The 23252-nt window shown below is 61.3% G+C and carries 24 protein-coding genes; 10 read left to right on the top strand and 14 right to left on the bottom strand.

The genetic code is table 11. The features are described from left to right. From LOY69_RS05190 to LOY69_RS05180, 3 genes are all read right to left on the bottom strand, one after another. Positions 1-471 carry a nuclear transport factor 2 family protein gene (locus LOY69_RS05190; RefSeq protein WP_123393664.1) on the bottom strand — a complete coding sequence of 157 codons (471 nt, stop codon included), beginning with the start codon at positions 469-471 and terminating at the stop codon, positions 1-3. Between the two features lie 99 nt (positions 472-570). Beyond that, entirely contained in the window at positions 571-1842 is a 1272-nt protein-coding gene (locus LOY69_RS05185) for a CynX/NimT family MFS transporter (RefSeq protein ID WP_102878475.1), read from the bottom strand. A 13-nt stretch (positions 1843-1855) separates the two neighbouring features. Next, entirely contained in the window at positions 1856-2515 is a 660-nt protein-coding gene (locus LOY69_RS05180) for a FadR/GntR family transcriptional regulator (RefSeq protein ID WP_170001109.1), read from the bottom strand. A gap of 165 nt (positions 2516-2680) precedes the next feature. Here LOY69_RS05180 and LOY69_RS05175 point away from each other — a divergent pair, with 165 nt between their 5' ends. Beyond that, entirely contained in the window at positions 2681-2992 is a 312-nt protein-coding gene (locus LOY69_RS05175) for a type II toxin-antitoxin system MqsR family toxin (RefSeq protein WP_102879072.1), read from the top strand. Continuing rightward, entirely contained in the window at positions 2989-3471 is a 483-nt protein-coding gene (locus tag LOY69_RS05170; protein ID WP_265074211.1) for a type II toxin-antitoxin system MqsA family antitoxin, read from the top strand. Before LOY69_RS05175 ends, LOY69_RS05170 begins: the two co-directional genes overlap by 4 nt. A gap of 65 nt (positions 3472-3536) precedes the next feature. Here LOY69_RS05170 and LOY69_RS05165 read toward each other — a convergent pair whose 3' ends face one another. From LOY69_RS05165 to LOY69_RS05150, 4 genes are all read right to left on the bottom strand, one after another. Then, positions 3537-4301, bottom strand: a complete 765-nt coding sequence (locus LOY69_RS05165; RefSeq protein ID WP_102878472.1) for an amino acid ABC transporter ATP-binding protein — start codon at positions 4299-4301, stop codon at positions 3537-3539. A gap of 10 nt (positions 4302-4311) precedes the next feature. Next, positions 4312-5409 (bottom strand): amino acid ABC transporter permease, encoded by a 1098-nt coding sequence (locus LOY69_RS05160; RefSeq protein ID WP_102861261.1) that lies wholly within the window; start codon positions 5407-5409, stop codon positions 4312-4314. 10 nt (positions 5410-5419) lie between these two features. Further along, on the bottom strand, positions 5420-6601 hold the full coding sequence (locus tag LOY69_RS05155; protein WP_102861260.1) for an amino acid ABC transporter permease: 1182 nt from the start codon (positions 6599-6601) through the stop codon (positions 5420-5422). Between the two features lie 65 nt (positions 6602-6666). Then, positions 6667-7695, bottom strand: coding sequence for an amino acid ABC transporter substrate-binding protein (locus tag LOY69_RS05150; protein WP_102878470.1), 1029 nt, complete (start codon positions 7693-7695; stop codon positions 6667-6669). Between the two features lie 475 nt (positions 7696-8170). Here LOY69_RS05150 and LOY69_RS05145 point away from each other — a divergent pair, with 475 nt between their 5' ends. From LOY69_RS05145 to LOY69_RS05125, 5 genes are all read left to right on the top strand, one after another. Continuing rightward, positions 8171-8827, top strand: a complete 657-nt coding sequence (locus LOY69_RS05145) for an alpha/beta hydrolase (RefSeq protein ID WP_102878469.1) — start codon at positions 8171-8173, stop codon at positions 8825-8827. Between the two features lie 97 nt (positions 8828-8924). Then, complete coding sequence (gene rhlB / locus LOY69_RS05140) at positions 8925-10421, top strand: ATP-dependent RNA helicase RhlB (RefSeq protein ID WP_102878468.1); 1497 nt, start codon at positions 8925-8927, stop codon at positions 10419-10421. Between the two features lie 121 nt (positions 10422-10542). After that, complete coding sequence (locus tag LOY69_RS05135) at positions 10543-11496, top strand: ornithine cyclodeaminase family protein (protein WP_265074210.1); 954 nt, start codon at positions 10543-10545, stop codon at positions 11494-11496. A gap of 34 nt (positions 11497-11530) precedes the next feature. Then, a complete protein-coding gene (locus LOY69_RS05130; protein ID WP_110596429.1) occupies positions 11531-12658 on the top strand; it encodes an NAD(P)/FAD-dependent oxidoreductase in 1128 nt (375 codons plus the stop codon). Positions 12659-12748: 90 nt separating this feature from the next. After that, positions 12749-13378, top strand: a complete 630-nt coding sequence (locus LOY69_RS05125) for a transcriptional regulator (RefSeq protein WP_265074209.1) — start codon at positions 12749-12751, stop codon at positions 13376-13378. A gap of 89 nt (positions 13379-13467) precedes the next feature. Here LOY69_RS05125 and LOY69_RS05120 read toward each other — a convergent pair whose 3' ends face one another. From LOY69_RS05120 to moaC, 4 genes are all read right to left on the bottom strand, one after another. After that, the gene (locus tag LOY69_RS05120; protein ID WP_102878464.1) at positions 13468-14244 is read right to left on the bottom strand and encodes an ABC transporter substrate-binding protein; all 777 of its coding nucleotides are present in this window, start codon (positions 14242-14244) and stop codon (positions 13468-13470) included. Positions 14245-14462: 218 nt separating this feature from the next. Beyond that, entirely contained in the window at positions 14463-14915 is a 453-nt protein-coding gene (gene moaE, locus LOY69_RS05115) for a molybdopterin synthase catalytic subunit MoaE (RefSeq protein ID WP_102878463.1), read from the bottom strand. Between the two features lies 1 nt (position 14916). After that, a complete protein-coding gene (locus LOY69_RS05110) occupies positions 14917-15159 on the bottom strand; it encodes a MoaD/ThiS family protein (RefSeq protein WP_103740995.1) in 243 nt (80 codons plus the stop codon). Then, positions 15156-15629 (bottom strand): cyclic pyranopterin monophosphate synthase MoaC, encoded by a 474-nt coding sequence (gene moaC / locus LOY69_RS05105; RefSeq protein ID WP_123393672.1) that lies wholly within the window; start codon positions 15627-15629, stop codon positions 15156-15158. The genes LOY69_RS05110 and moaC overlap by 4 nt, the downstream gene beginning before the upstream one ends. A gap of 190 nt (positions 15630-15819) precedes the next feature. On the opposite strand from moaC, the gene LOY69_RS05100 reads away from it, so the two are divergent. Continuing rightward, positions 15820-16266, top strand: coding sequence for a DMT family transporter (locus tag LOY69_RS05100; RefSeq protein ID WP_265074208.1), 447 nt, complete (start codon positions 15820-15822; stop codon positions 16264-16266). A gap of 9 nt (positions 16267-16275) precedes the next feature. On the opposite strand, the gene LOY69_RS05095 is transcribed toward LOY69_RS05100, so the two are convergent. From LOY69_RS05095 to LOY69_RS05085, 3 genes are all read right to left on the bottom strand, one after another. After that, a complete protein-coding gene (locus tag LOY69_RS05095; protein ID WP_265074207.1) occupies positions 16276-17193 on the bottom strand; it encodes a LysR family transcriptional regulator in 918 nt (305 codons plus the stop codon). A 116-nt stretch (positions 17194-17309) separates the two neighbouring features. Further along, entirely contained in the window at positions 17310-18704 is a 1395-nt protein-coding gene (locus LOY69_RS05090) for a PhoH family protein (protein ID WP_016968495.1), read from the bottom strand. A 347-nt stretch (positions 18705-19051) separates the two neighbouring features. Beyond that, positions 19052-20176 (bottom strand): polysaccharide deacetylase family protein, encoded by a 1125-nt coding sequence (locus LOY69_RS05085; RefSeq protein WP_265074206.1) that lies wholly within the window; start codon positions 20174-20176, stop codon positions 19052-19054. A 149-nt stretch (positions 20177-20325) separates the two neighbouring features. Here LOY69_RS05085 and yaaA point away from each other — a divergent pair, with 149 nt between their 5' ends. Both yaaA and LOY69_RS05075 read left to right on the top strand, forming a co-directional pair. After that, the gene (gene yaaA / locus LOY69_RS05080; protein ID WP_102861246.1) at positions 20326-21105 is read left to right on the top strand and encodes a peroxide stress protein YaaA; all 780 of its coding nucleotides are present in this window, start codon (positions 20326-20328) and stop codon (positions 21103-21105) included. A gap of 813 nt (positions 21106-21918) precedes the next feature. Continuing rightward, the gene (locus LOY69_RS05075) at positions 21919-23235 is read left to right on the top strand and encodes a nucleotide sugar dehydrogenase (protein ID WP_102878456.1); all 1317 of its coding nucleotides are present in this window, start codon (positions 21919-21921) and stop codon (positions 23233-23235) included. Positions 23236-23252: the final 17 nt, after the last annotated feature.

Here is a 23252-nt window from a genome sequence, read left to right as displayed (position 1 = left end):
TCAGCGACCGCTCTGGAAGGCCTTGAGGCCTTTACGGGCCTGGGCGCGAACGGCATTTTTCAGCAGCGGCGTCCAGCCCAGCAAAAGCCCCTTGGCCCCCAGGGCCTGGCGCGCCCAACGCCACAGGTCGAAATGGTCGTGGTGCTCACAGATCTTGCCATCGCGAAACACGAAGCGCGCCTGGATATCGTTGACCACCGTGTTGCCGGTCTGGCTGAACAGGTAGGTGGCGACCCAGTGCGCGCCACCCGAATGCTCGTCGGCATGTACCTGATCGAAGGTCAGGGAAAAGTCCTTGGCCCGCGCGGTGAGCATGCGCCACATGTCGCCGGCGTCACGTCCGCGCAATTCGCCGAAGGCCGGATCACTGAATACAACGTCCTCGGTATAGCAGGCGCTCATGGCCTCGGCATCGAGCCGCTGGAAGGCCTGGTAGAACTCAGTGATCAGGACGCGGTGGGCATCACTCATGGGCGGACTCCGGAAGGACAAAGGGATGCCAGCACAATAATCCGCACGCCCAAAGAAGACTATCGGCATTTGCCGTGCAAATACCGACAGTGACGCTCCTCAGATCCTCTCGCTTTGCGCCTGCACATACAGCGAGCGGCCGGCGCCCAGCCCGGCAATGATCGCCCCGCTGCCCAACACCGCGAAAATCCAGCCCACGGCGTTCCAGCCGCCGGTCCAGTCATGCACCAGCCCCACGGCAAACGGCCCCATGGACGCCAGGGTGTAGCCGATGCCCTGGGCCATGCTCGACAGGTTGGCGGCCACATGGGTATCCCGTGAGCGCAGGACGATCAGCGTCAGGGCCAGGCTGAAAGTACCTCCTTGCCCCAGGCCCAGCAGAATGGCCCAGCCCCACAAGCCATCAAGCGGTGCATACAGGCAACCGAACAGACCGCCCAAGGTCATCAACATGACGATCACGATGGCCAGACGCTGGTCCTTGCCGCGAGTCGCCAGCCAGGGCGCCGCCAGGGAGCTGGCCAGTTGCACGATGACCGAACCCGACAGCACCAGTCCGGCCTGGGTCGGAGTCAGCCCACGACCGATCAGGATCGATGGCAACCAGCCAAACACGATGTAGGCCAGGGACGATTGCAAGCCCATGTACAAGGTCACCTGCCAGGCCAGGCGATCACGCAGCAACCCGCGCACACGGAAAGCGACATGGTGGGCACCGTGTTTCTGCCCCACTTGAGGCAACCAGAACAGCGCTGCCATCAACGCCGGCACCACCCAGAAGCCAAGGCCCATGGCCCAGCTGTCATCGAAGTGGTGGCTCAAGGGCACCGTCGCGCCTGCCGCCATGGCTGCCCCCAGGCACAGGGCCATGGTGTAGACCCCGGTCATGCTTCCCGCATGCCGGGCGAAGTCGCGCTTGACGATGCCCGGCAGCAGCACCCCGATCACGCCGATGCTGGCCCCGGCCAGGATGCTCCCGGCAAAGACCCCGAACTCACCGAGCGAGCTGCGCAGGACAATGCCCAGGGCCAGGGTCAGGAGAATCCCCAGCACCACCCGTTCGGCGCCGAAACGTCGGGCCAGCAGCGGCGCCAAAGGCGCGAATAGCCCCAGGCACAACACCGGCAAAGTGGTCAGCAATCCCGCCTTGGCGGCCGACAGGCCCAGGCTCTGGGATACGTCACTGAGCAACGGCGCCATGCTCGACAGCGCCGGACGCAGGTTCAACGCCACCAGGATCAGCCCCAACAGCAACAGCCAGGGCCGCCGCAAAGGTGGCGGGGCCTGCTGGACTTCTTCGTCATCGGCCTCGGCATCGATCAACAACTCGGGAGGCGACGGGGTGTTCGGAGGGGACTGCTGGTTGGACATAAAGGTCTCGGGTTCAGGATTCGTTGATCAACTGGCGGGACAGGTGCTTGGCCCGCTCGGGGTCGCCCTGCTCGATGGCGTCCAGCAGATGCTGGTGGAGATCGAAGACGTCCTGGCGGCGCGGAGTAACCGTCAAGGCCTGGCGCAACTGGGCGCCCACCACACTGGAGAAATAGCGGTACAGCTGGCTCAGGGTCGGATTGTGCGCGGCATCCACCAGGCCCTGATGAAACACCAGGTCGCAGGCGATGTAGCTTTCCAGATCGCCATGAAAATGCCCGCCGCTGGCCTGCAAGGCTTCGCTCAAGGCGCGCAGGTCCTCGTCGGTGCGACGCAGGGCCGCGAGGCCAACCGCCTCCACTTCAAGGATCTGTCGGGTTTCCCGGGCCTGCTCCAGAGAGCATTGGGACAGGGCCTGGAGCATGTCCAGGGGATCAGCCACGGCTCGCAGGTAGCTGCCATCGCCCTGGCGAATCTCGATCAACCCGGAAAACGCCAGCACCCGCATGGCTTCACGCACGGTGTTGCGGCTGATGCCCAGCTCACTGGCCAGCTCCGGCTCGGTGGGCAGGCGCTGGCCGACGGCCCAGGCGCCCTTGGTGATGCGCAGGCGCAACTGTTCCAGGGCCTGGTCGACCAGGGAACGTTTGATCAGGGGGGAAATTTCGCTCATTGAACTCACTCTTTCATCCAATCATCGGACGAATTGCCCGACATGGTATTCAGGCTTTTCCGAGAGTTCAACGATTTAGGCTGGAGGAGGCACTTTCGCCATTGCAATCAGGCCTTGACAAAAAACCCTATAAGGGTAATTTCGATCAAACCTCAAGGGTGTCTCATGGAAAAGAAAACACCTCATTACGACCTGTCGCTGATCAAGGCACAGGTCGTTCGGCAAGGAGCACAAGCCTTCACTCGAAGCGCATTGCGCTGCGGCAGGGAACTCGGATTGTCCCTGGCCGCCATGCAACGAGTAGTAGCCGGACTCCAGGGCAGCCTGTTCTATAAATCGATGACCACCTATAGCGATCATCGGCTGTGGCAGGACGTGTACTACACCCGTATCGCTAACTGGACGCTCTACATCAAGGTCACCTACCGCCCCGGTGCAGGGCCTCCCGTGATCTCCTTCAAGGAGGCAGAGACTTGAAACGACAACAATGCTACAGCTGCGGCGCTCCGACCGGCATGCTGGCGTTCGAGCAGCGCAGCGAGCTCATCGACTACCGGCACCTACAGCGTCACCTCCATGGCCTGGCGGGCTGGGAATGCCAGGAATGCGGTGAAATCGAATTCGACGCCGCCAGTGCACAACGCTACGCCGCCGCGGGCGACCAATTGCTGGAAGAGTACCGGCAGAGCGTCGCCGCCGACATGAAGCGCATCCGCCGCCAGTTGCACCTCTCGCAGAAAGAGGCGGTCAAACTGCTGTCCGGTGGCGGGCACAACGCCTTTTCCCGTTACGAGCGCGGCGAAGTCGGCGTGCCCCAACCGCTGTACGTGCTGATGCGCCTGCTGGATCGCCACCCACAGTTGATGAAGGACGTACTGGAACTCAGCGCACCACAGCGGGCGCCTTCTGCCTCCAGCGACCAACCCGAACAACAGCTCGGCGCTGCCGGCGGTTGAACGCCGGGCAAAAATAAACCCGGAACCAGTCCGGGTTTATCGTCAGCGCGGGCCCTGCATCAGGATCAATGCAGGATCTGGCTCAGGAACAGCTTGGTGCGATCATTTTGCGGGTTGTCGAAGAAGTCATTCGGTGCCGCCTGCTCGACGATCTCGCCCTTGTCCATGAAGATCACCCGGTTGGCCACGGTGCGAGCAAAACCCATTTCATGGGTCACGCAGAGCATGGTCATGCCGTCTTCGGCGAGGCCGATCATGGTGTCCAGCACCTCCTTGACCATTTCCGGGTCCAGGGCCGAGGTGGGTTCATCGAATAGCATGATCTTGGGTTTCATGCACAGCGCCCGGGCAATCGCCACCCGTTGCTGCTGGCCACCGGAAAGCTGGCCCGGGTACTTGTGGGCCTGCTCTGGAATCCGCACCCGCTCCAAGTAATGCATGGCAATTTCCTCGGCCTTGCGCTTGGGCATCTTGCGCACCCACATCGGCGCCAGGGTGCAGTTCTGCAGGATCGTCAGGTGCGGAAACAGGTTGAAGTGCTGGAACACCATACCCACTTCCCGGCGAATGGCCTCGATCTGCTTGAGGTCGTTGGTCAGCTCCACCCCGTCCACCACGATGCGTCCCTGCTGGTGCTCTTCCAGACGGTTGAGGCAGCGGATGGTGGTGGATTTGCCCGAGCCCGAAGGCCCGCACAGGACGATGCGCTCGCCCTGCTGGACGTTGAGGTTAATGTCCTTCAACACGTGGAACTGGCCATACCACTTGTTCACACCCTGCATCTGAATAATGCCTTCAGGGCCCACAGGCTTTTTGTTCGCTTCACTCATGGAGGTACTCCTAACGCTTGTGGCCTGTGTCCAACTTACGCTCCAGATGCATGGAGTAGCGGGACATACCAAAACAGAAAATCCAGAACACCAGGGCCGCGAAGACATAGCCTTCGGTGGCCATGCCCAGCCATTTGGGGTCGGCGGCGGCTTGCTTGACGCTGTTGAGCAGGTCGAACAGGCCAATGATGATCACCAAGCTCGTGTCCTTGAACAGGGCGATGAAGGTGTTGACGATCCCGGGGATCACCAGCTTCAGGGCCTGCGGCAGAATCACCAGGCCCATCGCGCGCCAGTAACCCAGGCCCATGGCGGCCGCCGCTTCGTACTGGCCCTTGGGAATGGCCTGCAAACCGCCACGCACCACCTCGGCCACATAGGCCGACTGGAACAGGATCACCCCGATCAACGCCCGCAGCAGCTTGTCGAAGTTCATGCCCTCGGGCAGGAACAGCGGCAACATCACCGACGACATGAACAGCACCGTGATCAGCGGCACGCCACGCCAGAACTCGATGAAGGTCACGCAGACCACTCGGATCGCCGGCAGGTTGGAACGTCGTCCCAATGCCAGCAGGATGCCCAGGGGCAAGGCCCCGGCAATGCCCACCGTGGCAATCACCAAAGTCAGCATCAGGCCGCCCCACTGGCTGGTGGCGACGGTGCTCAGGCCCAGGTAGCCGCCGTGCAGCAGGGTGTAGGCCAACACCGGGTACCACACCAGGAAACACAGGCCGTAGATCGCTTTGCGAGCAAAGCGCGAGATGAACAAGGGAGCCACGCCGATCACCGCCAGCCACACGGTCAGGTCCACCCGCCAGCGCAGTTCCACTGGGTAGTAGCCATACATGAACTGGCCGAAACGCTGCTGGATGAACACCCAACAGGCACCGTCCTTGGTGCAGTCGGCACGGGTGGTGCCGACCCAGTTGGCGTCGAGGATCGCCCACTGCAGGATCGGCGGCACCACCAGGTAGATCAGGTAGAAGGCAAACAGGGTCAACAGGGTGTTGAGCCAGTTGGAGAACATGTTGGCGCGCATCCACGCCAGCACGCCGATACTGCGGCTGGGCGGCGGCATATCGGGCTTGAAAGTATGAGTCGTCATGGGCGCTTCCTCACCGCTCGATCAGCGCAATGCGCTTGTTGTACCAGTTCATCAGCAGGGAAATGCTGATGCTGATTGCCAGGTACACGCTCATGGTGATGGCAATGACCTCAATGGCCTGGCCGGTCTGGTTGAGCACCGTGCCGGCGAACAGCGAAACCATTTCCGGGTAACCGATACCGGCGGCCAGGGACGAGTTCTTCGCCAGGTTCAGATACTGGCTGGTCAATGGCGGAATGATCACCCGCAAGGCCTGGGGAATGATCACCTTGCGCAGGGTCGGACCGTTGCGCAGGCCCAGGGAACGGGCTGCCTCGGTCTGGCCGTGGCTGACCGACTTGATCCCGGAACGCACGATCTCGGCGATGAACGCCGCCGTGTAGACGGTCAGGGCCAGGGTCAGGGCCAAGAGTTCGGGGATCAGTACCCAGCCGCCGACGAAGTTGAAGCCTTGCAGCTTCGGCAACTCCCAATGCACGGGCGAGCCGAAGACCAGCGCGCACAGCGCCGGAATCACCAGCAACAACGCCAGGCCAGTCCAGAACTTGTGGAACGGCACCCCGGTGTCTTCAAAGCGTTTGTTGGCCCAGCGGCACATCAGCACGATGGCGACGATGGCCAGCACCACACTCGCAAAGAACGCCCAGAACCCTGGAGCCATCTGCGCCGCCGGCATGTTCAAGCCACGACTGCTGACGAAGAAGGTGTCGCCGAAGTTATGGCTGTTGCGCGGCCCCGGCATGGTCAGGAACACCGCGAAGTACCAGAACAGGATCTGCAGCAGCGGCGGAATGTTGCGGAACACTTCCACATACACCGTCGCCAGCTTGCTGATGATCCAGTTCTGCGACAGCCGCGCCACCCCGATGATGAACCCCAGCAAGGTTGCCAGGATCACCCCGATAAAGGTCACCAGCAGTGTATTGAGCAGACCAATGACGAAGACCCGGGCATAACTGTCCGCTTCGGTGTAGGCAATCAAGTGTTGAGCGATACCGAAACCGGCGCTGCGCTCAAGAAAGTCGAAACCCGAGGTAATACCCCGGTGCTGGAGGTTGGTTTGCGTGTTGTCGAACAGAAACCAGCCCAGCGAAACCACCGCCACAAGGGTGATGATCTGGAACAGCCAGGCGCGCACACGCGGATCGCTGAGGCTAAGCCTCTGCTTGGGTGCGCCGATTGAATTTTGCATGAAGTGCCCCAGGAATAATGGAACAGAACATCACCCGGCGGTTGGCCCGCCGGGTGATAGAACCATCAGCGCACAGGTGGTGCGTATTGGATGCCGCCGTTGTTCCACAGCGCGTTCAGGCCGCGGTCGATGGCCAGTGGCGTGCTCTTGCCGAGGTTTTTCTCGAACACTTCACCGTAGTTACCTACTTGCTTGACGATCTGTACTACCCAGTCCTTCGGCAGTTTCAGGTCTTTGCCGTATTCACCGTCCGCGCCCAGCAGACGTGCTACATCAGGGTTCTTGGTGGACTTGGCTTCAGCTTCGACGTTTTTCGAAGTGATACCCGCCTCTTCGGCGTTGAGCATGGCGAACAGGGTCCACTTGACGATGCTGAACCACTCTTCGTCGCCCTTACGCACCACCGGGCCCAAAGGCTCCTTGGAGATGGTTTCCGGCAGTACGACGTATTCGGTCGGAGTCGCCAGCTTGCTGCGCTGTGCATAAAGCTGGGACTTGTCGGAGGTCAGCACGTCGCAACGACCGGACTCCAGGGACTTGGCGCTTTCATCGGAAGTATCGAAGGTGATCGGGGTGTATTTCAGACCATTGCCGCGGAAGTAGTCCGACACGTTCAGCTCGGTGGTAGTACCGGCTTGAATACAGATGGTCGCACCGTCCAACTCCTTGGCACTTTTTACACCCAGTTTGTTGTTCACCAGGAAGCCAATGCCGTCGTAATAAGTGACGCCGGCGAACATCAAGCCCATACCCGCGTCACGGGAACTGGTCCAGGTGGTATTGCGCGACAGCACGTCGATCTCGCCGGATTGCAGCGCAGTGAAGCGCTCCTTGGCGTTCAGCTGGCTGAACTTGACCTTGGTCGCATCGCCGAATACGGCTGCGGCCACGGCACGGCAGACATCGGCGTCAATGCCGAGAATCTTGCCGGTAGCGTCCGGTACCGAGAAGCCCGGCAGACCATCGCTGACGCCGCACTGTACGAAACCTTTCTTCTGTACTGCATCGAGGGTCGCACCCGCCTGTGCGAAACCGCTTGTAGCCAGTACCGTGGCCGCCGTAACGACGGCCAGGGTGGATTTCAACATCTTCATTCAAACCTCCAGTTTTGCTCTTGTTGTGTCGGAGCTTGAGTCCTGCCGCACCCTCATGAGGCGCTGTTGACCCGCGTCGGCTTTTTATAGGGTCAAGCGGCGTAAGACCTTCGCTATGAGTCTAGTAGGAGAAATCCACGTAATGGGGGACCTACATCTCACCAATCGGCCGAACGGGCTTTAGCCCTTTGCAGTTCACAGAGCCCGTAGCGGCCGTAGGCGAACCGGTATCAGAGGAGGTGGGGTATGCCATCGCCCGCGGTAGCCTGTTAGTGTTACCGCCGGCAGAGCGTGCTATCACATCCGCTCCTCTTTCTGAGCCATAGCAAAGCCCGTACCACAGTTTCGGCTAAAGCGTTTCAGCCAGTGGTCAATAGCAAAACGTTCAACCGTGCGACATCTTCTTCACCGATCAACCGGGCGCGCCCCTTAACCTCGCACTCAATCGGCGCGCACGCACATAAATGGAGCAGCCATGACCGAGCCCTTGATTCTTCAGCCCAGCAAGCCCGCAGATGCCTGTGTGATCTGGCTTCATGGCCTGGGAGCGGACCGTTACGACTTCCTGCCGGTGGCCGAGATGCTGCAGGAAAAACTCTTGAGCACCCGCTTCGTCCTGCCCCAGGCACCGACCCGCGCCGTGACCATCAATGGCGGATACGCCATGCCCAGCTGGTACGACATTTTGGCCATGAGCCCGGCTCGCGCGATCAGTCGCGAACAGCTCGAAGAATCATCTGACGAGGTCATCAGACTGATCGAAGAGCAACGCGCAAGCGGAATAGACGCATCGCGCATTTTCCTCGCGGGTTTCTCCCAAGGTGGCGCCGTGGTACTGCACACCGCCTTCCTCAAATGGCAGGGTCCCTTGGGTGGCGTACTTGCCCTCTCCACCTATGCCCCGACCTTCAGCGATGAACTGCAACTTTGCGCCAGCCAACAGCGGATTCCGGTGCTGTCCCTGCACGGCCAGTACGACGAAGTGGTGCAGAACGCCATGGGACGCACCGCATACGAGTACCTGAAACAGCACGGTGTCACCGTGACATGGCAGGAATACCCAATGGGACACGAGGTGTTACCGGAAGAAATCCGTGATATCGGCACCTGGCTGAGCGAGCGTTTGCGCTAGAAAAAGTGCCTCGCGCCAGGACCACAAGCAACAGACTACGCCGCGCCCGTTTCTTGCATTACACTGGCCGGCGTACATTCCTTAACCAATTGATGAGATGACCGTGCTCAAAGCACTCAAGAAAATCTTCGGTAAAAGCGAGGCTGAGCCGCTCGCGCCAAGCCCCAGCGCCCCTTCCCCCAGTTCCAGCAGCCGCAATGACGGCCGTCAGCCGGAGCGGAGCGCACCTGCTACCGCAGCTAAAAAAGAACCGGTGAACACACCGGCCGCCCCTTCCGCTCCCAAAGCACCGCGCCAAGAGAAGCCCAAGGCCGAGCAACCCAAACCTGAGCAAGCGCAGCGCCCGCGGCCGCCAAAACCAGCGGTCAGCACCTGGAAACTCGAAGACTTCGTGGTGCAACCCCAGGAAGGCAAGACCCGTTTCCACGACTTCAAGCTCGCTCCGGAACTGATGCACGCCATCCAGGACCTGGGCTTTCCCTACTGCACGCCGATCCAGGCCCAGGTACTGGGCTTCACTCTGGCGGGCAAAGACGCCATCGGCCGTGCCCAGACCGGCACCGGCAAGACCGCCGCGTTCCTGATCTCGATCATCACCCAGTTGCTGCAGACCCCGCCGCCGAAAGAGCGCTACATGGGCGAACCACGGGCACTGATCATTGCCCCGACCCGGGAACTGGTGGTGCAGATCGCCAAGGACGCCGCGGCCCTGACCAAATACACCGGCCTCAACGTCATGACCTTCGTTGGCGGCATGGATTTCGACAAGCAGCTCAAGCACCTGGAAGCTCGCCACTGCGACATCCTGGTGGCCACCCCGGGCCGCCTGCTGGACTTCAACCAGCGCGGTGACGTGCACCTGGACATGGTCGAAGTGATGGTGCTGGACGAAGCCGACCGCATGCTCGACATGGGCTTCATCCCGCAAGTGCGGCAGATCATTCGCCAGACTCCGCCCAAGAGCGAGCGCCAGACCCTGCTGTTCTCCGCCACCTTCACCGAAGACGTGATGAACCTGGCCAAGCAGTGGACCACCGACCCGGCGATCGTCGAGATCGAGGCCGAGAACGTCGCCAGCGAAAACGTCGAACAGCACATTTATGCCGTGGCCGGGGCCGACAAGTACAAGCTGCTGTACAACCTGGTCACCGACAACGGCTGGGAACGGGTCATGGTCTTCGCCAACCGCAAGGATGAAGTGCGGCGCATCGAAGAACGCCTGGTGCGCGACGGCGTGAACGCCGCCCAGCTGTCCGGCGACGTGCCCCAGCACAAGCGGATCAAGACCCTGGAAGGCTTCCGCGAAGGCAAGATCCGGGTCCTGGTGGCCACCGACGTGGCCGGCCGCGGCATCCACATCGACGGCATCAGCCACGTGATCAACTTCACCCTGCCGGAAGTGCCGGACGACTACGTGCACCGCATCGGCCGTACCGGGCGTGCCGGTGCCGACGGCGTCTCCATCAGCTTCGCCGGCGAGGACGACTCCTATCAGTTGCCATCGATCGAAGCCCTGCTGGGGCGCAAGATCAGCTGCGAGATGCCGCCGGCCGAGCTGTTGCGCCCAGTAGAGCGCAAACGCCCGCAAGCCTGATAACAGACGCGCCGAAAAAACGCAGCCCATCACCGGCTGCGTTTTTTTTCGCCTGGATGTTGCTCAAGGAAACTAAAAGTCCATAATGGACAAATAAGTTTAATTCCTTGGGAACGCCTACATGCCCAGCACGCCCTACCTGATTGCCCAGACCGAAGCCCGCCAGTTGCTCGCGCAAATCGACGTCCCGCAGATCCTGCGCAAACTGTTTCGCGACCTGGCCGCCGGACACGCCGCACAACCGCCACAACAGCTGGTGGAGTTTCCCCAGGGCGCCGGCGACTTCATCAACTACCTGGGCGTGCTGGCTGAAGATCGGGTCTACGGGGTCAAGACCTCGCCCTACATCATTCGCGCCGAAGGCCCGCTGGTCACCGCCTGGACCCTGCTGATGTCCATGGACAGCGGCCAGCCCCTGCTGCTGTGCGACGCCGCCGAACTGACCACCGCACGCACCGCCGCCACTACGGCGGTCGCCGTCGATGCACTGGCCACGCCCGAGGCCCGGCACCTGGCAATCATCGGCAGCGGCGCCGTGGCCCAGGCTCACCTGCACTACGTGAAAGACCTGCGCCCCTGGCAGAGCATCCGCCTCTTTTCCCCAAGCCTGGCGAGCAAATCCGCCGAGGAGCTTGCGCGTCTCAAGGCCCTCGATCCGCGCCTGCAAATCGTCCCGCAGCTTGAAGAGGCTGTCGAAGATGCCGACGTGATCATGCTTTGCACTTCGTCCGCCGGACCGGTCATCGACCCACGCTCCCTCAACAAGCCGGCGCTGATCACCTCCATCAGCACCAATGCGCCACGGGCCCATGAAGTGCCGCCCGCCGCACTGCAGCAGATGCAGGTCTATTGTGACTATCGCCGTACCACCCCGGGCTCGGCCGGCGAGATGCTGATTGCCGGTGAACAGCACGGCTGGGACAACGCGGCGATTCTCGGCGACCTGCCGGAGCTGCTGAGCAACCAGGCTCAACGCCCCAGCGCCGAGCGCCATGTGTTCTTCCGCTCCATCGGCCTGGGCCTGGAAGACATCGCCCTGGCCAATGCCCTGTACCACCTGCGGCACCCGCACTAAGGGCCTGTCACTTGCACTTTTCCAGGAGCCTTGAATGATCCAGGCAGATTTCATCATCATCGGCGGCGGTATCGCCGGAGCCTCCACCGGTTACTGGCTGTCGCGCCACGGCCGCGTCATCGTGCTGGAGCGCGAATCCCATCCGGCCTATCACTCCACCGGCCGCTCTGCCGCGCTCTACACCGCCGCCTATGGCACCGCCCAGGTGCGGGCCCTGACCCTGGCCAGCCGGGACTTTTTCGACCATCCGCCGGAGGGCTTCTGCGACCACCCGCTGCTGACGCCACGAGGGGAAATGACCGTGGACTTCACCGGCGATCCGGCCGAACTGAACAACCAGTACCTGAGCGCCAAGGCCACGGTGCCGGAGATGCAACTGCTCAGTGCCGACGAAGCCTGCGCTCGCCTGCCAATCCTGCGTCGCGAAAAGGTCCATGGCGCCCTCTACGACCCCAGTGCCAGCGACATCGACACCGACGCCCTGCATCAGGGCTACCTGCGGGGCATCCGCCGCCATCAGGGCCAGGTCTATACCGACCATGAAGTGCTGGGGCTGCACCGTGATGAACAAGGGCTGTGGCAGGTCCAAACCAGCGGCCAGGGCTTCAGCGCGCCGGTGCTGATCAACGCTGCCGGGGCCTGGGCCGATCAGATCGGCGCGATGGCCGGTGCCCGCCCCCTGGGCCTGCAACCCAAGCGCCGGGCGGCCTTTATCTTCGCCGGTCCGGAAGGGGTCGATACTCACCGCTGGCCGATGTTGGTGAGCCTGGACGAGTCCTTCTACATGAAGCCCGACGCCGGTATGTTCCTCGGTTCGCCGGCCAACGCCGACCCGGTGGAGCCCCATGATGTGCAGCCCGAAGAGCTGGACATTGCCCTGGGCATCTACCAGATCGAAGAAGCCACCACCCTGAGCATTCGTCGTCCGACCCGGACCTGGGCCGGCCTGCGCAGCTTTGTCAGCGACGGCGATCTGCTGGCCGGTTTTGATCCACAGGTGCCCGGGCTGTTCTGGGTCGCCGGGCAAGGCGGCTACGGCATCCAGACCTCTCCGGCCATGGGCCAGGCCAGCGCCGCCCTGGTGCGTGGCCAACCCCTGCCGGAGCAGTTGACCCGCTTCGGCCTGGAGTCCGCCATGCTCTCCCCTGCCCGCCTCGGTTGAACCCGCCTGCGGGGTGACGCGCCCAAACGATTGCGGCACACTCCCAGCGCCCGCTAACGGCGGGCGCTGAAGCCGCCTGGAGTACGACCCATGACCTCACTCGCAAAGGACCCAGCCCTGGATAATTTCCGGGCGATTGCCGACGCCATTGCCACGCTGTTCTTCCCCCATGCCGAGGTGGTGCTCCACGACCTGCGCACCCAGAAGATCGACTACATCGCCAATAATCTGTCCAAGCGCGAAGTGGGCGACGATGCGGCCCTGGAAGACCTGCTCAGCGGCGACAGCAGCGAACGCAATATCGGTCCCTATGAAAAGCTCAACTGGGACGGCCAGAAGATCCGCAGCCTCAGCAGCGTGCTGCGCGACAGCCAGGGCCAGCCAATGGCCGTGCTGTGCATCAACCTGAACATCTCGCTGTTCGAAAATGCCAAGGCCGCGCTGGACCTGTTTCTCTCACCCAGCAAGCTGATTCCCCAGCCCGATTCACTGTTTCGCGACGACTGGCAGGAACGCATCAACACCTTCCTGCACAACTGGCTGCGCGAGCGCCAGTTGGGGCTGAACCTGTTGACCCGCGAACACAAGCGCGAACTGGTACTGGCTCTGCACGCCGAAGGTGCCTTCAAGGGCAAGAGCGCCTCCAACTACGTGGCCAACGTACTGAGCATGGGCCGGGCGACGGTGTACAAGCACCTGAAGGAATTGAAGGGCCAATAAAGGTTCGCGAGCAGGCTCGCGCCTACACGGCTTGCACAACACCTGTAGGAGCGAGCTCGCGAAGGCGTCCTCAAGAACGCCCCAACGTCTCAATCCCCGTAAATATCCGACTTGAAGTACTTGGCCTGGATCTTCTGATATTCACCATTGGCGCGAATATCATCGATGGCCTTGTTCAGCTCGCCCACCAGTTCACTGTTGCCCTTGCGCACCGCAATCCCGGCGCCTTCCCCAACGTATTTGGGATCTTTCAACTCGGGCCCGACAAAGGCGTAGTCGGCGCCCCGCGGCATCGACAGGAAATCCTCCAGGGGAATGGTGTCGGCGAAGATCGCGTCCAGGCGCCCGGCCGCCAGGTCCATGTAGATCTCTTCGTTGTTGCTGTAGCGCACCACCTTGATGCCCTTGGGCTCGAAGACCTCGGTGGCGAAACGGTCGGTGGTGGTGGAACGCTGCACGCCCACGGTCTTGCCCTTGAGGCTGGCGTACTGGTCATCCACCACCGCGCCCTTCTTCATCACCAGGCGCGACGAAGTGAAGTAGTACTTGTGGGTGAAATCCACGGATTTACGCCGTTCCGCGGTGATGGTCATGGAGGACAGCGCGGCGTCGATCTTCTTCACTTTCAACGAGGGAATCAGGCCGTCGAACTCGCCCTCGATCCACTCGCACTTGACCTGCATCTGCGCGCACAAGGCATTGCCGATGTCGTAGTCGAAGCCACCAATCTTGCCGTCGGCGGTCTTGAAGGCGAACGGCGGATATGCCGCCTCGATGCCCAGGCGCAAGGTTTTCTCGGCAGCCATCAGGCTGCTGCACGCCAACAAGCTCAAGGCCAGGCCACTGATGAGGGGGAATTTTTTCATGTTCGTTCTCTCGCGGGTTGTTGTTGGTTTGGCAAGACAGAAGGAAAGGATGAAACGGAGGACGCTGTATTTGTACTTGTAAATCCATACTGGACTTTTACGTACATATCGTCAACGGCGCGCACAGCGACTTATCCCCAGCGGTCGGCGGGAACAGTCGCAGTCGATTACAGGTTGAATTGGGGCGGGCTCAGGCGCCGCCGGCCAGCATCAGGGGCTCAGTCTTTCCAGCGCGCGGCCGCCGCGTGATCACTGTCGCGGCCTTCTACCCAACGGGGGCCGTCGGCGGTGTTTTCCTTTTTCCAGAACGGCGCCCGGGTCTTCAGATAATCCATGACAAAGGCGCAGGCTTCGAACGCCGCCTGGCGATGGGCACTGGCTGCGCCGACGAACACGATGGGCTCGCCCGGCTCCAGGGCGCCGATGCGGTGCAGCACCTCCAGTTGCAACAGCGGCCAGCGCTGCTCGGCTTCAGCCGCAATCTTGCCCAGGGCCTTTTCGGTCATGCCCGGGTAGTGCTCCAGGAACATGCCGTGCACGTCCTGACCGTCATTGAAGTCGCGCACGTAGCCGACAAAGCTGACCACCGCGCCAACCCCGGTATCGGCGGCGTGCATGGCGTTGACTTCGGCGCCGGGATCGAAGGCCGCTGATTGCACACGGATCGCCATCTCAGCCTCCGGTCACTGTGGGGAAGAACGCCACTTCATCGCCGTCCGCCAGGGGCTCGTCCAGCTGGCACAGCTCTTCGTTGCGGGCGCACATCAGGTTCTGTTCGGCGAGCACGGCGGCCCCGTCACGGGACAACAGCGCCTGGCGCACATCGTCGACACAGGCAAAGTCGCCCTCGACAAGCACGCCATCGAGCCCCAGGGCCTCACGGTAGCGGGCAAAGAACTTCACCGAGATCCTCATGCGTCAGCCACCCGGTAATCGCCGCTCTTGCCGCCGGATTTCTCCAGCACTCGCACGCCTTCGATGGTCATGCCGCGGTCCACGGCTTTGCACATGTCATAGATTGTCAGCGCGGCGACGCTGGCGGCGGTCAACGCCTCCATCTCCACCCCGGTCTGCCCCGACAGCTTGCAACGCGCCACGATGCGCACACTGTCCTCGCCTTCGGCACTGAGCTCGACCTTGACGCTGGTGAGCATCAACGGATGGCACAGGGGAATCAGCTCACTGGTTTTCTTCGCCGCCTGGATTCCGGCGATGCGCGCCACGGCAAACACGTCGCCCTTGGGGTGACCACCACTGACGATCATGTGCAGGGTTTGCGGGAGCATGCGCACCCGGGCTTCGGCCACTGCCTCGCGGAAGGTCACGGCCTTATCGGTGACGTCGACCATATTGGCGCGACCTTGGGAATCGAGATGAGTCAGCACGGTGTTACTCCTGATCAGGTGGGCCGATTGTAAACCTGCGGGTCAGTTTTTCGCACGGGGCATCTGCCCGGCGTTTGGCAGCGCCAACCGGCAATCAGCCTGGCGAATAACCCGCATCAAAACAACGAATTGGAGCCCGACTGCGGATAAACGTACAACAGCGCAAAAACCCGCAAAAGGAAGTCGCTTCATGGCCTTGTTCGTTTCGATCCTGCTCAGCCTGCTCGCCGGTTTCGCCGTACCCCTCCAGGCCGGGACCAACGCCCGCCTGGGCACCCTGCTCGGGCATCCACTGTGGGCCACCGGCGTTTCCCTGCTGGTCAGCCTGCTGGTGCTGGGGGGCCTGCTGCTGTTCATCAAAGTGCCCAAGCCCAATCTCATGGCCGCGCTGCAAGGCCCCTGGTGGATCTGGATGGGCGGCCTGGCTGGAGTGCTCTACATCACCGTGGCCCTGTTGATGGCGCCACGCCTGGGGGCGCTGAACTTCATCATGGTGGTGATCATCGGCCAGTTGCTGATCTCGCTGATCATCGACTACTTCGGGCTGGTGGGTCTGCCACGCAAGGACATCAGCCTGCAGAAGCTGATCGGCGTGCTGGTGGTGATCGGCGGTTTCGTCATCACCATCCGCGGCTGAGGCGTCACTTCAGGCCTTGGCCACGCTGGCCAGCTTGACCTGTTCACGCAACCAGCGATGGGCCGGGTCATCGCTCAAGCGCGAGTGCCAGATCTGCACGAACTTGAAGGGCGCAATGTTCAAGGGCGGGGTCAGCCGCAGCAGCCCTTCCGGCAGCGGAATCTCGTCCAGGGTGCGGCTGGCCACGGTAAGAATCAGGTCGGTGCCGCGGATCATCCCCGGCGCGATGCCCCAGTGGGGCACGCTGACCGCGATCTGCCGTTGCAGTCCCTCCTCCCCCAGGCGGTGATCGACTTCACCATTGAAACAGCCGTCCATCGACACCTGCAGATGGGGACGCTGCAGATAGGGCGTCAGGTCCAGGCCGCCGTCGCCCTCAAGGGTGGCGCCGTCCACCAGACAGGAAAAAGTTTCCTCGAACAGCACTTCCTTGACGATCTCGTCCGAGGAGGTGGGAAACACGCCCAGGGCCAGGTCGATCTTGCCCTGGGTGATCTGCTCGAACATCTCGTGGCGGCTGCCCTGGGTCACCACCAGGCGCATCAAGGGCGCTTCGCCACGCAGACGCACCAGCAACCTGGGGAGCACGATCGCCGCACCGTAATCCGACATCGCCAGGTGAAAGATCCGCTGGGAGGTGGCCGGATCAAAGTCGAGGGACTTGCCGAACAGGGTTTCGATCTGACTGAGAATCTCCTTGAGGGGCGCCTGCAGGCTGCGGGCCAGGGGGCTGAGCAGCACGTCGTTGCCCTGGCGGATCAGCAACGGATCATCCAGTAGCACCCGCAGCTTGCCCAGGGAATGACTGATAGCCGGCTGGCTCAGGTGCAGGCGCTCGCCAGTGCGGGTCACGTGCTTTTCCGTCAGCAAGGCATCGAGTACCACCAACAGATTCAGATCGATATTGCGCAGGGAGACACGGGTCATCCGGTGTTTTCCAACTGGGAAGCGCTCTACGGCGGGGAGCCGCAGAATAACCCAGTGCCCCAGGCCGAATGCAAAACGGGCGACCCGAAGGCCGCCCGTGCTGGAAGGAATTGACGTTACAGATGGCTTTCCGCGTACTCCGCCAGGATCGAGCGCGGCACCCCTTGCAGGGTGATGTGCACGCCGTTGGGGAAGTCCTTGAAGCGTTCGGTGAGGTAGGTCAGGCCCGAGCTGGTGGCCGACAGGTAAGGGGTATCGATCTGTGCCAGGTTGCCCAGGCACACCACTTTGGAACCGGCGCCGGCACGGGTGATGATGGTTTTCATCTGGTGCGGGGTAAGGTTCTGGCATTCGTCGATCAGGATCAGGCTCTGCTGGAAGCTGCGACCGCGGATGTAGTTCAGGGATTTGAACTGCAACGGCACCTTGCTGAGGATGTAGTCGACGCTGCCGTGGGTGTTCTCGTCATCCATGTGCAGGGCTTCGAGGTTATCGGTAATGGCGCCCAGCCAGGGTTCCATCTTCTCCGCCTCGGTGCCCGGCAGGAAGCCGATCTCCTGGTCCAGCCCCTGCACGCTGCGGGTGGCGATGATGCGCCGGTAGCGCTTGCTGACCATGGTCTGCTCGATGGCGGCAGCCAGGGCCAGGATGGTCTTGCCGGAGCCGGCGGCGCCGGACAGGTTGACCAGGTGGATGTCCGGGTCGAGCAGCGCGTACAGCGCCAGGCCCTGGTAGATGTCTCGCGGTTTCAGGCCCCAGGCTTCCTGATGCAACAGGGGTTCCTGATGCAGATCGAGGATCAGCAGCACATCGGCGCGGATTTCCTTGATCCAGCCGACAAAGCCCTGTTCGTCGATGATGAATTCATTGATATGCACCGCCGGCAAGTTGTCGATCAACTGCACCTGGTGCCAGGTGCGGCCGTGATCCTGACGGGTTTCCACCTTGCTTACGCGGTCCCAGAACGAGCCGCTCATGTTGTGAAAACCATTAGGCAGCAGGGACACGTCGTCCACCAGCTGGTCGGTGCTGTAGTCTTCGGCGGCAATCCCGCAGGCCCGCGCCTTGAGGCGCATGTTGATGTCTTTGGTCACCAGCACCACGGGCAAGTCCTTGTTGCGCGCGTGCAGGTCGATCAACTGGTTGATGATGATGTTGTCGTTGAGGTTCTCCGGCAACAGGCTGTTGGGCTCGTTGCGCTTGCTCATCAGAATCGACAGCAAGCCCTTGGGCCCGCTCTTGCCGCGCTGAATCGGTACGCCCAGTTCAACATCCTCGGGGGAAGCCTCGCCCAGGGTCTTGTCGATCAGGCGGATCGCCTGGCGGCATTCGGCGGCAACGCTGTGATGCCCGCTCTTGAGCTTGTCCAGCTCTTCAAGGACGGTCATGGGGATGGCGACGTGGTGTTCTTCGAAATTCAGTAAGGCGTTGGGATCGTGAATCAATACATTGGTATCGAGTACATAAAGGATTGGCTGGTTGGAGGAAGCGCTACGTCCGTGGTCATCCATACTCGGTCACCTTATGTGGGAGCCAGTCGACGCAATACCATGAGGTATCGCGCCTCGAATGACCACCGAATTCACCCGCAGGGGTATCAGGTGAGCTGCACACACGAGGAGTCTTGGGAGACGCCACCTGTGTCGCAGGTTTCGGCGGTCTGAGTTCGTAATACTCCAAAAACCGTGACAGGAAAACGCACTTTGACGCTTTTTTGATGTTTATTTTTCAGGGTGACGAAAAGCCCTTGGCGCACCGCCCGCTCACCGTTAAAGTCGGAAGTCCGCCTGCCTCGAAATCCCGCCGAAATCCGCCCCCTTTTCCGCTCACGCCCCGTGTTTACGGGCACTTGGCCGTTTCAGCGGAACGCGTCCTGACAATCCTCCCAACCGATGCCACTTTGCGCGGTCTGCGCCAGCAGCCAGGGCAAGCTGCTCTTGACCCCGTCCTGTTTGGCATTGAAAGCGATCACCCCACGCCGCCATAGCAACATCAAGGTCAGCACCCGCTGGCCACTGTCCTCGGCCTTGAGCTTGCCGGCACCGTCCTGGGCGTCGATGTCCCACAATGCCACCTGCATGCCCTGGGCATTGAAGAAGCCCTCGGCATCGGCACGACGCTGGCCAAAGGGCGGGCGGAACAAGGGCACATAGTTTTCCGGCAGTTTGCTCTTCACCAGATCGGCGCTGCGCTGGATCGAATACTGCCAGTCCTGCCAGTGGCTGTGGGAGCGGAACTCCCAGCCTTGCACGCCAACGCACTGCCTGGAGTACAGCGATTGCAGGCTGGCCACCGAGGCCTTGTCGAGGCGACTCTGGATGTCGTTGCCCAGGACAAAGAACGTCCCACTGAGATTGGCCTTGCGCAGGTAGTTGGTGAGCCAGGGCGTGTTGTCCGGCGCCAGGTTGGCGGCGCTGTCGAAGGTCAGCAGAAACAGCCGGTCGTTGAGTTCGTCGCCATTGCGCTCGTAGTCGCCGTAGCGCAGCACCTCGCTGCTGGTCTGGGGAGCCAGCGCCGCCTTGCGCAGCAATTCGTCCAGGTACTGCTCATGGAAGGTCCGGCTCGGCTCGCCCCAACGGGCGTAGTAGGAATCCTCAGCCAGGTGGAACTTGCCGGCCTGCTTGCGCAGTTGCTGCATGTTTTCCACCAGGTAGCAGAACGAAGCGTCCTGGTCGCAGCTCTGCTGGGCGAAGTTGTAGTTGTCCAGCAGGCGTTTCCAGAGATGCTCGCGTAGTTCGTTGATCGCCTCCATGTTGATCATGCGCAAGCCCAGGCGCTGCTTCAGGGACGCCTCGTCCCAGGCCTCGCTGACCAGCAAGGCGCGGGCAAAGGTCAGGATCTCGGCCCGCGAGGCGACGTCGAACAGGGTCGGATTGTCGAGCTTTTCCGGCCAGGTGCTGCGATCCAGGGTCGCCACATCATTGGGCGCCGCCAGCACACTGAGACTCAGAAGCCAGGCCGAGAAGAAAAACGCGATACGCAAAAGAGACGCCTCCAGAACAAAACCCGCGCGGCACTATAGCCGATATGCCGCGCAGCGAAGGCATCCGCCACGCGTCAGCTATCGCCTTGATAGGTGGAGTCCGAACGCCCGAGCCAATAGAATCCCCCGACGCTAAAAGGAGACGACTCATGCTGATGGTGATTTCACCCGCCAAGACCCTCGATTACGAGACGCCGCCGGTCACCCCGCGCTTTACCCAGCCGCAATACCTCGACCATTCCCAGGAACTGATCCAGCAACTGCGGGAACTGAGCCCGGCGCAGATCAGCGAACTGATGCACGTGTCCGACAAGATCGGCGGCCTGAATGCCGCGCGCTTCGGCAGCTGGACCCCAGCCTTCACTCCGGACAACGCCAAGCAGGCGCTGCTGGCCTTCAAGGGCGACGTCTACACCGGGCTCAACGCCGAATCCTTGAGCGAAGCGGACTTCGACTACGCCCAGCAGCACCTGCGCATGCTCTCCGGCCTGTACGGCCTGCTGCGCCCCCTGGACCTGATGCAGCCCTATCGCCTGGAAATGGGCACCAAGCTGGCCAACGCCCGTGGCAAGGACCTGTACGCCTTCTGGGGCACGCGCATCAGTGAATGGCTGAACGAGGCCCTGGCCGATCAGGGCGACGATCTGCTGCTGAACCTGGCCTCCAACGAGTACTTCTCGGCAGTCAAGCGCACGGCCCTGAACGCGCGGATCATCAACACCGAGTTCAAGGACCTGAAGAACGGCCAGTACAAGATCATCAGCTTCTATGCCAAGAAGGCCCGGGGCCTGATGAGCCGCTTCGTCATCCAGGAACGCATCAACGATCCCGCACAACTCAAGCAATTCGACGTCCAGGGCTATCGCTTCAGCGCGGAGCAATCCAAAGCCGACAACCTGGTATTCCTGCGCGACCACGCACCGGAGTAAAACGTTCCCCTGCCGCGCTCGTTGCCACCCGGCGAGCGCGCCAGAATGTGATCACTCGCACATTCCCCGCCTCCTTTTAGCCATTTTTTTGGCGCCATAAAATCTTCATCTATTTCTATAACTTTTCTTTCACTCGACAACAGTGATTTTTTTCAGTAGTGGCACCACTTTTTTTATTAGGTAGTGGCACAAAAGTATCCCCGCGCTTCAACTCCCCACAACTAAAGGCCCAAACCTTAAGTGCTATCAGTTTGAAAGCAGTGCCATCTTTCTCAATATTTCAAGAAATTTCGCAAAACAGGATGAGCGGGCCGGAACTATGCCTGCGGACACCGCTCATACCACCGGTAACGATTCTCAACGAGCTTGTAGGAGATGACTTACACGGACTCAAGTGAGACTAATCAAGTTACGTCCACCTTTGACCAATGAGTCACAAACTTAAACTAAAGGGTAAACAACAGGAGATAAGGCACCACAACTATCCCCTAACGAGCCAAGGAAAAGCTGGCCTTCAAGGACCGCGAAAATCAACTGAAAAGCCCGTATTACGTGGCATTCAGCCATTCGAAGGATACCGGATGGTTTTTCTCGCGAACCCTGCAGCAGGAGCCGCCGGCAACATTCAAGGGCAAATCAGAACAACAAGGATCGGTTGCGCACAACTTGAGTGCATATATTTAGACACTCGGAACTTAGTCTGCCTGCACGCGGCCCTACAACGTACTTCGTTGTACTTCCGAGTGCGCAATAACAGCTGGCAAACATTAACTCCGGCCATCTAATGGCGTGAATAACACAGAGGTAAATGCGATGCGCATCAGCATATTTGGTTTGGGTTACGTCGGTGCAGTCTGTGCCGGTTGCCTGTCCGCACGGGGCCATGAAGTGGTTGGCGTAGATATCTCCAAAGACAAGATCGACCTGATCAACGCCGGTAAATCGCCGATCGTTGAACCGGGTCTGGGTGAACTTCTGGCGCAAGGGATTCAGACCGCTCGTCTACGCGGCACCACCAACTTCGCCGAAGCCATCCGCGATACCGACCTGTCGATGATCTGCGTCGGCACCCCGAGCAAGAAGAACGGCGACCTGGAACTGGACTACATCGAATCGGTGTGCCGCGAGATCGGTTTCGTCCTGCGCGACAAGGCCACCCGCCACACCATCGTGGTGCGCAGCACGGTGCTGCCGGGCACGGTGAAAAACGTGGTGATCCCGATTCTCGAAGACTGCTCGGGCAAGAAGGCCGGGGTGGATTTCGGCGTGGCGGTGAACCCGGAGTTCCTGCGAGAAAGCACCGCGATCAAGGACTACGACTTCCCGCCCATGACCGTGATCGGCCAGTTCGACCAAGCCTCCGGTGACGTGCTGCAAGCGCTGTACGAAGAGCTAGACGCGCCGATCATCCGCAAGGACATCGAAGTCGCCGAGATGATCAAGTACACCTGCAACGTCTGGCACGCGACCAAGGTCACCTTCGCCAACGAGATCGGCAACATCGCCAAGGCGGTGGGTGTGGACGGTCGTGAAGTGATGGACGTGGTCTGCCAGGACAAGACCCTCAACCTGTCCCAGTACTACATGCGCCCCGGCTTCGCCTTCGGCGGTTCGTGCCTGCCCAAGGACGTGCGCGCCCTGACCTACCGCGCCAGCTCCCTGGACATCGAAGCGCCGCTGCTCAACTCGCTGATGCGCAGCAACGAATCCCAGGTACAGAACGCCTTCGACATCGTGTCCAGCCACGACAAGCGCAAGGTCGCCCTGCTGGGCCTGAGCTTCAAGGCCGGCACCGACGACCTGCGCGAGAGCCCGCTGGTGGAACTGGCGGAAATGCTCATCGGCAAGGGTTTCGACCTGAGCATCTACGACAGCAACGTCGAGTACGCCCGAGTCCACGGCGCCAACAAGGACTACATCGAGTCGAAGATCCCCCACGTCTCGTCCCTGCTCAACTCGGACTTCGACGCGGTGATCGGCAAGTCCGACCTGATCATCCTCGGCAACCGCGACGAGAAGTTCCGCGCCCTGGCCGAGGACGTGCCCCACGGCAAGCAGGTCATCGACCTGGTGGGCTTCATGTCCAAAGCCTCCAGCGTCCAGGGCCGAACCGAAGGGATCTGCTGGTAAAGGCATGCGCCTGTAGC

Origin of the sequence: Pseudomonas sp. B21-059 (genome assembly GCF_026016285.1) — a bacterium.
In the GTDB taxonomy this organism is placed as follows: Bacteria; Pseudomonadota; Gammaproteobacteria; order Pseudomonadales; family Pseudomonadaceae; genus Aquipseudomonas; species Aquipseudomonas danubii.
This window is presented reverse-complemented; position numbering and strand designations above follow the sequence as displayed.

Bases quoted from the DNA above. Each gene is read 5' to 3' on its own strand.
- LOY69_RS05190 (WP_123393664.1), bottom strand. From the start codon at position 471: ATGAGTGATGCCCACCGCGTCCTGATCACTGAGTTCTACCAGGCCTTC.
- LOY69_RS05185 (WP_102878475.1), bottom strand. From the start codon at position 1,842: ATGTCCAACCAGCAGTCCCCTCCGAACACCCCGTCGCCTCCCGAGTTG.
- LOY69_RS05180 (WP_170001109.1), bottom strand. From the start codon at position 2,515: ATGAGCGAAATTTCCCCCCTGATCAAACGTTCCCTGGTCGACCAGGCC.
- LOY69_RS05175 (WP_102879072.1), top strand. From the start codon at position 2,681: ATGGAAAAGAAAACACCTCATTACGACCTGTCGCTGATCAAGGCACAG.
- LOY69_RS05165 (WP_102878472.1), bottom strand. From the start codon at position 4,301: ATGAGTGAAGCGAACAAAAAGCCTGTGGGCCCTGAAGGCATTATTCAG.
- LOY69_RS05160 (WP_102861261.1), bottom strand. From the start codon at position 5,409: ATGACGACTCATACTTTCAAGCCCGATATGCCGCCGCCCAGCCGCAGT.
- LOY69_RS05155 (WP_102861260.1), bottom strand. From the start codon at position 6,601: ATGCAAAATTCAATCGGCGCACCCAAGCAGAGGCTTAGCCTCAGCGAT.
- LOY69_RS05150 (WP_102878470.1), bottom strand. From the start codon at position 7,695: ATGAAGATGTTGAAATCCACCCTGGCCGTCGTTACGGCGGCCACGGTA.
- LOY69_RS05145 (WP_102878469.1), top strand. From the start codon at position 8,171: ATGACCGAGCCCTTGATTCTTCAGCCCAGCAAGCCCGCAGATGCCTGT.
- rhlB (WP_102878468.1), top strand. From the start codon at position 8,925: ATGACCGTGCTCAAAGCACTCAAGAAAATCTTCGGTAAAAGCGAGGCT.
- LOY69_RS05135 (WP_265074210.1), top strand. From the start codon at position 10,543: ATGCCCAGCACGCCCTACCTGATTGCCCAGACCGAAGCCCGCCAGTTG.
- LOY69_RS05130 (WP_110596429.1), top strand. From the start codon at position 11,531: ATGATCCAGGCAGATTTCATCATCATCGGCGGCGGTATCGCCGGAGCC.
- LOY69_RS05125 (WP_265074209.1), top strand. From the start codon at position 12,749: ATGACCTCACTCGCAAAGGACCCAGCCCTGGATAATTTCCGGGCGATT.
- LOY69_RS05120 (WP_102878464.1), bottom strand. From the start codon at position 14,244: ATGAAAAAATTCCCCCTCATCAGTGGCCTGGCCTTGAGCTTGTTGGCG.
- moaE (WP_102878463.1), bottom strand. From the start codon at position 14,915: ATGGCGATCCGTGTGCAATCAGCGGCCTTCGATCCCGGCGCCGAAGTC.
- LOY69_RS05110 (WP_103740995.1), bottom strand. From the start codon at position 15,159: ATGAGGATCTCGGTGAAGTTCTTTGCCCGCTACCGTGAGGCCCTGGGG.
- LOY69_RS05100 (WP_265074208.1), top strand. From the start codon at position 15,820: ATGGCCTTGTTCGTTTCGATCCTGCTCAGCCTGCTCGCCGGTTTCGCC.
- LOY69_RS05095 (WP_265074207.1), bottom strand. From the start codon at position 17,193: ATGACCCGTGTCTCCCTGCGCAATATCGATCTGAATCTGTTGGTGGTA.
- LOY69_RS05090 (WP_016968495.1), bottom strand. From the start codon at position 18,704: ATGGATGACCACGGACGTAGCGCTTCCTCCAACCAGCCAATCCTTTAT.
- yaaA (WP_102861246.1), top strand. From the start codon at position 20,326: ATGCTGATGGTGATTTCACCCGCCAAGACCCTCGATTACGAGACGCCG.
- LOY69_RS05075 (WP_102878456.1), top strand. From the start codon at position 21,919: ATGCGCATCAGCATATTTGGTTTGGGTTACGTCGGTGCAGTCTGTGCC.